This window comes from Burkholderia sp. ZZQ-2 (assembly GCF_050768715.1).
In the GTDB taxonomy this organism is placed as follows: Bacteria; Pseudomonadota; Gammaproteobacteria; order Burkholderiales; family Burkholderiaceae; genus Burkholderia; species Burkholderia cepacia.
In genome coordinates this window covers 1-7,028 of sequence record NZ_LDVA01000231.1, presented here as the reverse complement: position 1 = coordinate 7,028, position 7,028 = coordinate 1, and the positions used below count along the sequence as shown (strand labels likewise).

At 66.7% G+C, this 7,028-nt stretch carries 7 protein-coding genes; 1 reads left to right on the top strand and 6 read right to left on the bottom strand.

Going from position 1 to position 7,028, the window contains the following annotated elements:
• Positions 1-31: 31 nt before the first annotated feature.
• The 6 genes from ABY44_RS15460 to ABY44_RS15435 form a co-directional block, all read right to left on the bottom strand.
• The gene (locus ABY44_RS15460; protein ID WP_060169917.1) at positions 32-862 is read right to left on the bottom strand and encodes a hypothetical protein; all 831 of its coding nucleotides are present in this window, start codon (positions 860-862) and stop codon (positions 32-34) included.
• Positions 863-924: 62 nt separating this feature from the next.
• Positions 925-1,680, bottom strand: coding sequence for a hypothetical protein (locus ABY44_RS15455; RefSeq protein WP_230948757.1), 756 nt, complete (start codon positions 1,678-1,680; stop codon positions 925-927).
• A 35-nt stretch (positions 1,681-1,715) separates the two neighbouring features.
• Positions 1,716-2,453, bottom strand: a complete 738-nt coding sequence (locus ABY44_RS15450; protein WP_431641384.1) for a hypothetical protein — start codon at positions 2,451-2,453, stop codon at positions 1,716-1,718.
• Between the two features lie 215 nt (positions 2,454-2,668).
• Complete coding sequence (locus ABY44_RS15445; protein ID WP_021159266.1) at positions 2,669-3,232, bottom strand: barstar family protein; 564 nt, start codon at positions 3,230-3,232, stop codon at positions 2,669-2,671.
• A gap of 16 nt (positions 3,233-3,248) precedes the next feature.
• Positions 3,249-3,680 carry a ribonuclease domain-containing protein gene (locus tag ABY44_RS15440; RefSeq protein WP_006476946.1) on the bottom strand — a complete coding sequence of 144 codons (432 nt, stop codon included), beginning with the start codon at positions 3,678-3,680 and terminating at the stop codon, positions 3,249-3,251.
• Positions 3,681-4,056: 376 nt separating this feature from the next.
• Entirely contained in the window at positions 4,057-6,399 is a 2,343-nt protein-coding gene (locus ABY44_RS15435; RefSeq protein WP_027788406.1) for an NADP-dependent malic enzyme, read from the bottom strand.
• A gap of 134 nt (positions 6,400-6,533) precedes the next feature.
• Here ABY44_RS15435 and thiL point away from each other — a divergent pair.
• Positions 6,534-7,028 (top strand): thiamine-phosphate kinase (thiL, locus tag ABY44_RS15430; RefSeq protein ID WP_431641383.1); only part of this gene is annotated, 495 nt, incomplete at its 3' end.

Here is a 7,028-nt window from a genome sequence, read left to right as displayed (position 1 = left end):
GCGGCATGACGCCGGCGCACGGCGACGCGTGTCAGCGCGCCGCGCTGAACGGCTCGATGTCGATGACGGGGGAAGTCTGGAGCGCGGATGCCAGCGCGTCGAGGTTGTCCGCGTCGAGCGCGAGCGCCGGCCCGGTGATCCGCAGTTTGCGCGCCGGCGGCGTCGCCCGGATCGCCGTGATCAGCGGGCCGCGATAGCGCAGGTTCATCATCATCTGCACCGCCTGCACGATGCTGACCGGCCTGCCGCCCTGCTGGAACGTGGCCGCGTCCACCGTGTCGTTCCAGCCCTGGATGAAGCCGCCGGCGTCGATCCGCGTGTTCAGGTCGATCCACCGCTGCTTCTTCGCGTCCGCGCTGTCGTCCGACGCCCGCAGCGCGTCGGACGCGCGGCTCACGTCGGCATCGTGCTTCGCGCGCCATGCCATGTAGCCGAGCGCGAACACCATGTTGTCCGGCAGGATGTCGTCGTCCTGCACGACGTCGAACAGGCGCCGCGGCGCCTGTTGCGCGACGAACGCCGGCGTCAGGATCCACACGCTCCCGTTGCGCAACGCGCCGGTCGTCCTGCCGAGCGCGGGCTCGCCGCTGTCGACCGCGATGCGCGTCAGCAGGCCGGCGTCGACCAGTTCGTCCAGTTGCGCCGCCAGCGCCGGCGACGCGTGAATCGCGGCGGCCACCGCCGCGTACTGGTCCGGTGTCGAGCGCGTGCGCAGATCGGCGAGCAGCCGCTCGACGGCCGCGTGCGCCGCCGGCGAAACCGGCAGCGCGACCGGCTCGGCGGCGGCGTCGCCCGCCACAGCCGCTCCGCACATCGAAACGGCCACCGCGACAACCAGCATCCCTCGCGTGAGGATCTTCATCGTTCACTCCCCGTTCGAATGCACGGCATGCCGGCCATGTGCAGCGGCCGGGATCGCGTCGCTCACTTGTCGGCTTCTCCGCCCGCCGAGCCGATCGGCCCCAGCAACGCATCAACCAGCGGCGACAGCACGTCACCCGGAGAACCCGTGAGCCAGCCCTTCTCGTTCGTGCCGTAGAGATCGACCTGCCCCGTCACGGGGCGGCCCATCGGGGCCTCGTCGTAGACGCGCGCCATGCCCGAGAAAAACGCGGCGAGGAAGGCCGTCCGGGCCTTGTCGGTCTTCAGGCGCGGGTTGCCCAGCTTCTCCTTCAGCGCCTTCACGCCGGGCTCCACATCGACAACACGGCACGAAAAATCGACCGTCGCGATCGATTCGCCCGCCACGTACTCGTTCGGCTTCTGCGTCGAACCGGTCGCCTTGCATTCGGAACGGGCCAGCACATGCTGATACGACGTGATCGACGCGCTGATCGGTTCGCGCAATGCCGCACGAGACCTGGCCGGCATCTTCGACAGCAGCGCGGCGATCATGTTGTCGCGCATCGTGTCGCCGAGCTTCGGGATCGCCGCGACGTCGAGTGCGTCCTTGCCGTCGAAGCGCGTGCGCATGGCATCGTTGAACTGCGCCGCCTTGGCGACGTCGCCGTTGACGAAGGTGCCGAGATACAGATCGGTGGTCTGCTCGGGCGTCAGCACCGCCGCGTGCGCGGCACCGCCCGCGACGAGCGCGAACAGCACGGCCGCGCGCGTCGCGCGGAACAACGGAAAACGCGCGCCGCGGCGCGCATGAAGGGAAACGTCCATCGGTCGGGTCATGTCGGTATCGAATCGATCGGGCCGGCGCGGCAGCCTCATTGCTGGCTGGCGGCGACCGCCGCGACAACCGGGCCGGACAGCGCATCGACGACTGGCTTCAGCAGGCTTTCGGGGCTGTCGGTCGTCCAGCCCTTGCTGTCCGAACCGACCATCTCCACCTGCCCCTTGATGCGCCGGCTGACCGGAGCGTCGTTGAACGCGCGCGCCACGTCCGTGAACGTCGTCCTGACAGCCGCAAAGCGCTGCTGGTCGGTTTTCGCGTTCGCGCGCGCTTTCGTGGCCGCGTCGCCCGGCGGCGTGACGTCGGCCACCTTGCACTCGAAACTGACCGTGGCGTGTTCCTGCCCCTTCCCGCCTGCACCCGGCGTGCGCTTGACGCCGGTGACGTTGCATTGCGAGCGCCGCAACGCGCCCGTGTACGCGACCAGCATCGAGTCGAGCGACGGCGCCAGCGCCTCGCGCGCGGACTCCGGCATCAATGCCAGCGTCTGCCCGAGCATCTGTTCGCGCATGTCGCCGTACATGTCGGCCGGCAGCAGCATGTTCCGGGCCTCCTTCGGATCGGCGGTCTCGCGCACCGTGTCGTTGAATTGCTCGACCTTGGCCGCGTCGTTGTTGACGATGGCGCCCAGATAAACGTCGACGGTCTGTTCGGGCGTGAGCGCCGCGGCCTGCGCGGCAAGCGGGATGCCGAGCGACAGCGCACACGCGGCCAGCGCGCGGACGAGCGGGCGACGCGCACGGGCGCGCGCCGCAAATCGGGTAGCGGTCATGGGAAAACGGCCCTCTCTCGAATGATTGGTGTTGTGCGCCCGGCGCGGCGGCCGCGGCCGGGCTGACCGATTGTCGCGGAAAAAGGTGCGCGATGAAAGGCTTTTGTCGGGCCGGGCGCGGCGCGTGCAGCGCATCGCGCGCGGACGCAAAAAAGCCCGCTCGAAGCGGGCTTTGGGCGGGTGTTTCACCGGATCGGCCGTTGGCCGACCCGTGCTTATGCGAACGAGTAGAACACGCGGAACGCGACCTTGCGCTCGGCCCAGAATTCGGCCGCCTCGCGGAATACGTCGAGCAGCGTCTCGCGCCCTTCCTTGTCGAATTTCTGCGCGATCGGCAGCCCTTCGAGGACGATCACGAAACCGGGCTGCGCGCCGGCCTTCGCGACGAGGTCGGTCAGGCAGTCGTACAGCGCGTCGTAGTTCTTCCCGAAATGTTTCGGGAACAGGAACGATGTCGCGATCGTTTCCATCACTTCCTGCTTCGACTGCGCGGCGCCGCAATACGCATACAGGAAATGCTGGCCGAGCCGGCCGGCTTCGTCGGCAAGATCCTGCACGCGGAACGCGCGGATCGACTGCACGAGATTGGGTCGCACGGTCGTGAAAAGGCTCATAGGCTCCTCGTTCGATGAAAGCCCGGGCTCGGCTTCCTGTTGCTCCGGCGTGCCGCCGGCCTGCGCCGCCGCGTGCAGTTGAATCACGCGCTGAAACAGGTTGCCGTCGCCGGCCGCGAACAGTTCCGCCGCCGCCGTTTCGTGCGCGTAGATGGAGTCGCTCATGCCATTCGTCCCGAAGTCATTCAACAATACGTTTAAAACTGTTGTAGTGGTCGCCCGTGTAATAACAGTTGTCGATCCGGCGCAACGGCCCGCCACAGACGATCCGGCGCGCGCCGCGATTGCGGGCACGCGGCGTCGGTACCGTGTACTCATGGTAGTAGCCGCGCTTCGCTTTTGGCAGGATCCGCTCGCGGTTGCCAAACACGACGCCGTCTTTCTCGTACGGATAGGGGCCGCCGGCGCCGATCAGGCCCAGCGTGGTCACGGCCTCGCGCGGAAGACTGGCGGTCGGGATCGTATCGAGCCCGCTCGCCGCGACGTCGGCCGGAACGGCCTCCCGTGCGTAAGCGGCGGAAACCAGACTGCCCGTCGGCGTGCCGACGATACCCATCGCGAACATCGCGAAGACGGACGCGAGCGCGCCGTTGCGGAGCCACTTGCGTGCCATGAACCAGGGTTCCCGCTGTTAAATCAAGTAGTTGACGACCAACAAAGGCGTTAGCGTAGCGTTATTGGCCGCGCGAATCAATGTCCGTTTGGGAATCGAAAGCATCGCGATGTCCGGAATTACGCATTTTTTACCGAAATCACACTACATTTATCTTGCACGAGATAAAATAAAAGCGGCATCTCTCGTACGGCAAGACCTGCCTCCTTGCCGCACTCGCTACCAGGAGTGGAGAGATGCTGCTGTTGCCTTGAGGGAAGCGCGTTTGCGCCCTGCCCGCGGCGTGCCCATTGCGGGCACGCCTCTTTTTGCTTTTGTTTACAATTTCGCCCGACGCGCCACGCCGGTTCGACCGGCCTGGCGCGTTCGTTTTGGCTCAGCGCGCGGCGTTCACGTCGGCGACCAGCAGCGCCGCCATGTTGACGATGCGACGAACGGTCGCCGATTCGGTCAGCACGTGCACCGGCTGTGCGGCACCCAGCAGGATCGGCCCGATCGCGATGTTGTTGCCCGCAGCCGTCTTCAGCAGGTTGTACGCGATGTTCGCGGCGTCGATGTTCGGCAGGATCAGCAGGTTCGCTTCGCCTTCCAGCGTCGATTCCGGCAGGATTTCCTTGCGCAGTGCCGCGTCGAGCGCGACGTCGCCGTGCATCTCGCCGTCGACCTTCAGCTCCGGTGCACGCTCCTGCAGGATCGCGAGCGTATCGCGCATCTTCTTCGCCGAAGGTGCATTGCTCGTGCCGAAATTCGAGTGCGATACCAGCGCGACCTTCGGCTCGATGCCGAAGCGGCGCACTTCTTCCGCGGCCATGATCGTGATCTCCGCCAGTTCCTCCGGGGTCGGATCGACGTTCACGTGCGTGTCGACGAGGAAGATCTGGCGGCCCGGCAGCACGAGGCCGTTCATCGCCGCGTACACGCTGCAGCCCGGGCGCTTGCCGATCACCTGGTCGATGAAGTGCAGGTGGCGGTGCGTGGTGCTGATCGTGCCGCAGATCATCCCGTCCGCTTCGCCCTTCTTCACCAGCATCGAGCCGATCAGCGTGGTGCGGCGGCGCATCTCGACGCGCGCGAGCTGCTCGCTGATGCCCTTGCGCGCCATCATCTTGTAGTACGTCTGCCAGAAGTCGCGGTAGCGCTCGTCGTGCTCGGTGTTGACGACCGTGAAATCGGTGCCCGGCGTCAGGCGCAGGCCATAGCGCTGGATACGGTGCTCGATCACCGACGGGCGGCCGATCAGGATCGGCTTCGCGAGTTTTTCGTCGACGATGATCTGAACGGCACGCAACACGCGCTCTTCTTCGCCTTCCGCGAATACAACGCGCTTCTTCTCTTCCGGCGCGGCGCGCGCGATCTGGAAGATCGGCTTCATCGTCGTGCCGCTGTGGTACACGAACTGCTGCAGGTGCTGCTTGTAGGCTTCCATGTCCTCGATCGGGCGCGTCGCGACGCCGCCGTCCATCGCGGCCTGCGCGACGGCCGGCGCGATCTTCACGATCAGGCGCGGATCGAACGGCTTCGGAATCAGGTATTCGGGCCCGAACGACAGGTCCTGGATGCCGTAGGCGGTCGCGACGATGTCGCTCTGCTCGTGCTGCGCGAGCTCGGCGATCGCGTTGACCGCCGCGATCTCCATTTCACGCGTGATCGTCGTCGCGCCGACGTCGAGTGCGCCACGGAAGATGAACGGGAAGCACAGGACGTTGTTGACCTGGTTCGGGTAGTCGGTGCGACCGGTCGCGAGGATCGCGTCGGGGCGCACTTCGAGCGCCGCTTCCGGCAGGATTTCCGGCGTCGGGTTCGCGAGCGCGAGGATCAGCGGGCGCTCGGCCATGCCCTTCACCATCTCCGGCTTCAGCACGCCGGCGGCCGACAGGCCGAGGAAGATGTCCGCGCCGTCGATCACTTCGGCCAGCGTCCGGGCTTCCGTTTCGCGGGCGAAACGCTCCTTGTCCGGGTCCATCAGCTCGGTGCGGCCCTTGTAGACCACGCCGGCCAGGTCGGTCACCGTGATGTTCTCGAGCGGCAGGCCGATGTCGACCAGCAGGTCGAGACACGCGAGCGCGGCCGCGCCCGCGCCGGACGCGACGAGCTTGACCTTCTTGATGTCCTTGCCGACGACCTTCAGCCCGTTCGTGACGGCCGCGGCCACGACGATCGCGGTGCCGTGCTGGTCGTCGTGGAACACCGGGATCTTCATCCGCTTGCGCGCTTCGCGCTCGACGATGAAGCAGTCAGGCGCCTTGATGTCTTCCAGGTTGATCCCGCCGAAGGTGGGCTCCAGCGCGGCGATCACGTCGACGAGCTTGTGCGGATCCGACTCGTTCAGCTCGATGTCGAACACGTCGATGCCCGCGAACTTCTTGAACAGCACCGCCTTGCCTTCCATCACCGGCTTCGACGCGAGCGGCCCGATGTTGCCGAGGCCGAGCACTGCCGTGCCGTTCGTGACGACGCCGACCAGGTTGCTGCGCGCGGTGAAGCGTGCCGCGTTGAGCGGATTCTCGACGATCTCCTCGCACGCGTACGCCACACCCGGCGAGTACGCGAGCGCGAGGTCGCGCTGGTTGATCATCTGCTTGGTCGGGGCGATCGCGATTTTCCCGGGGGTCGGGAATTCGTGATAGTCGAGGGCGGCTTCGCGGAGCTTGGCTTTGGAGGAGGATTGGGTGGACATGTGTCTCGTGACGGGCGGATTAGAATAACTGTTCGACGGCATTGTAGCGCCAATCATCGGCCGCCAGACCGGCGATTCGGGTGCAACAGCCGCGACAAAAATGTACCGGATGGTGCAGAAGCGCCGCCGTTCGCCTCGTACAATGCCGTTCCTTCAACCGTTCCGGATCGCCCGCCGTGCCAGCCGCCCTCTCCGAGTTTTCACTGATCGAACGCTTCTTCACGCGCCGCGCCGCGCAGGGGGCGCGCGCGTCGACGCTCGGCATCGGCGACGATTGCGCGCTGATCGCGCCGCGATCCGGGAAATTGCTGGCTATTTCGACGGACATGCTGGTGGAAGGCCGCCACTTCTTTCCCGATGTCGCGCCCGAAGCCCTCGGCCACAAGACGCTCGCGGTCAACCTGTCCGACCTCGCGGCGATGGGCGCCGAACCGCGCGCCTTCACGCTCGCGTGCGCGCTGCCGCGTGCCGACGCGGCGTGGCTGGAAGCGTTCAGCAACGGGCTGTTCGCGCTCGCCGAGCGCTACGGCTGCGAGCTGATCGGCGGCGACACCACGAGCGGTCCGCTGAACCTGTGCATCACCGTATTCGGCGAAGTCGCGCCCGACGCCGCACTGCGGCGCGATGCCGCGCGCGACGGCGACGACGTCTGGGTGTCCGGCACGCTCGGC